Annotated in this window: 1 protein-coding gene, 1 rRNA gene and 1 pseudogene; all 3 read right to left on the bottom strand. The window is 72.8% G+C overall.

The window, feature by feature from the left end:
• Window positions 1–902, bottom strand: a 902-nt coding sequence (locus G5C65_RS35655) for an acetoin utilization protein AcuC (protein WP_165303202.1), incomplete at its 3' end; no start/stop codon positions are given.
• Window positions 853–2,121 (bottom strand): annotated as a pseudogene (locus G5C65_RS35650) (MFS transporter). The pseudogene G5C65_RS35650 and the gene G5C65_RS35655, both read right to left, overlap by 50 nt.
• 102 nt (window positions 2,122–2,223) lie before the next feature.
• Window positions 2,224–2,329 (bottom strand): 5S ribosomal RNA (rrf, locus tag G5C65_RS35645); the annotation flags it as partial.

Raw genomic sequence — 2,329 nt, 5'->3', positions numbered from 1 at the left:
CCGCCCCCCAGGGCCAGCCACCGGCCCCCGGCGTGCTCGTGCGCCCAGCCGTGCACGGCCTCCGCTCCCGCCCGCTGCGCGTCCACGGTCAACGCCAGGTGCGCCAGCGGGTCCTCGGCATGCGTATCGGCACCGTGCTGGGTCACCAGCACCTGCGGCCCGAACGCGTCCAGCAGCTCCGGCAGCACCGCGTGCAGCGCGCGCAGCCAGCCCTCGTCCACGGTGCCCGGCGGCAGCGCGACATTGACGGCGCCGCCCTCGGCGCCCTCGCCGCCGGCCTCGCCTGGCCAGCCGGTGCCGGGGAACAGGGTGCGGGGGTGCTCGTGCAGCGAGACGGTCAGCACCCGGGGGTCGTCCCAGAACACCGTCTGCACCCCGTCCCCGTGGTGCACGTCCAGGTCGATGTACGCCACCCGCTCGGCGCCCAGTTCGAGCAGCCGCGCGATGGCGAGCGCCGCGTCGTTGTAGATGCAGAAGCCGGAGGCCGCGCCGGGCATCGCGTGGTGCAGACCGCCGGCGAAGTTCACCGCGTGCCCCACCCGGCCGGCCCAGACCGCCTCGGCCGCGGCCACCGACTGGCCCGCGATCAGCGCCGACGCCTCGTGCATCCCGCCGAACGCCGGGTCGTCGCCGGTGCCGAGCCCGTAGTGCGCCTCGGCCGCCACCGGGTCCAGCGAGGCGCGCCGCACCGCGTCGATGTAGTCCTGCCGGTGCACCAGCCGCAGCGTCGAATCCCCGGCCGCCTTCGCCGCGACAACGGCGAGATCCGGGGACCGGTCCACCCCCAGCGCCTCGACCAGCCGCATCGTGAGCGCCAGCCGCACCGGGTCCATCGGATGGCCCGGCCCGAAGTCATAGCCCGTGACGCCTTCGTCCCACATCAGCTGCGCGCGACCGCTCATACCCGTCACCGTAGCGTTCCGCGCGCGGTGCGAACGAGGGCGCATACACCAGCGTGACCAGCACCAGCAGCATCGGTACGGCCATCGCGCCCCGGTAGCTCCAGACGCCGCCGAGGGCGCCCACGAGCGGTGAACCGATCAGAAAGCCCACATAGTTGAAGATGTTCAGCCGGGCGACGGCCGTATCCGACGCCTACGGAAACAGCCGCCCGGCAGCCGCGAACGTCTGCGGCACCAGCACACACAGTCCGAACCCGAGCAGCGTGAACCCCCCGATCCCGGTCCACGCGCCCGGCGCCACCGCCACCACCGCGAACCCGGCCGCGGCCCCCACCGCTCCGGCCCGCACCACCGCGACAGCCCCGAACCGCCGCACGCCGACGTCCCCCACGGCCCGCCCGAGCAGCGTCGTGACCATATAGACGTTGTACGGGACGGTCGCGAGCTGCTCCGAGCCGCCCAGCACATCCTGGAGGTACTTGGCGCTCCAGTTGGAGACCGTGGAATCACCGATATAGGTGAACGTCATCACCAGACACAGCGGCAGCAGCAGCTTCATGGAGACCCCGCCCGAGGCCGCGCCCGGGGCCGCGCCCGAGGCCGCTCCCCGGGGCACGCCCGGGGACGCGGCCGGGGCTGCCCCCTCCGCGCGCTGCGGCGCCGCGTCGGCGTACCAGCGGCTGGCGGCGAGCGCGAGCGGCAGCAGCACCGCCACCGCCGGCCCGTACAGCAGCGCGAGCGACAGCGCTCCGCGCGCACCGGCCCAGGCGAGTGAGGCGCCGACGATGCCGCCGAGGCTGTAGGCGGCGTGGAAGCCGAGCATGATGCTGCGCCCGTACGCGCGCTGCAGGCTGACCCCGAGCATGTTCATGGACGCGTCCAGCAGCCCCACCGCCAGCCCGAACACGGCCAGCGCGACCGCGAGTTGGGCGGCGCCGCGGAGGCTCCCCGCGGCGAGCAGCGCAAGGCATACGACGGGCTGCGCCCACCGCAGGACCCCGCTCGGCCGAAAGCGCTTCACCAACCGCTCCGTCCCCACGCTTCCGACCCCCGCGAGCACCGGCACTCCGGCCAGAAACGCCGGGAGCAGCGCATCGGATATGCCGTACCGGTCCTGCAAGGCGGGGATCCGGGTCACCAGCAGTGCGAAGACGGCACCCTGGACGAAGAAACTGACGGAGAGGGACATACGGCCGCGCGAGAGACGCCCTTGGGTCATGGCCGCTCAGAGTAGAACCGGTTGCTACGCGTGGGTAGGTGCTGAACGCAGAAAAGGCCGTGGACCCCGACATGAATGTCGGGGCCCACGGCCTCAAGGATAGTTCGGCGGCGTCCTACTCTCCCACACACTCCCGCATGCAGTACCATCGGCGCTGTCGGGCTTAGCTTCCGGGTTCGGAATGTGACCGGGCGTTTCCCCCACGCTA

Source organism: Streptomyces boncukensis (assembly GCF_011045075.1).
Taxonomy (GTDB): Bacteria; Actinomycetota; Actinomycetes; order Streptomycetales; family Streptomycetaceae; genus Streptomyces; species Streptomyces boncukensis.
Note: the sequence above shows the minus strand (reverse complement) of the source record. Positions and strands in the feature narration are given on the sequence as shown.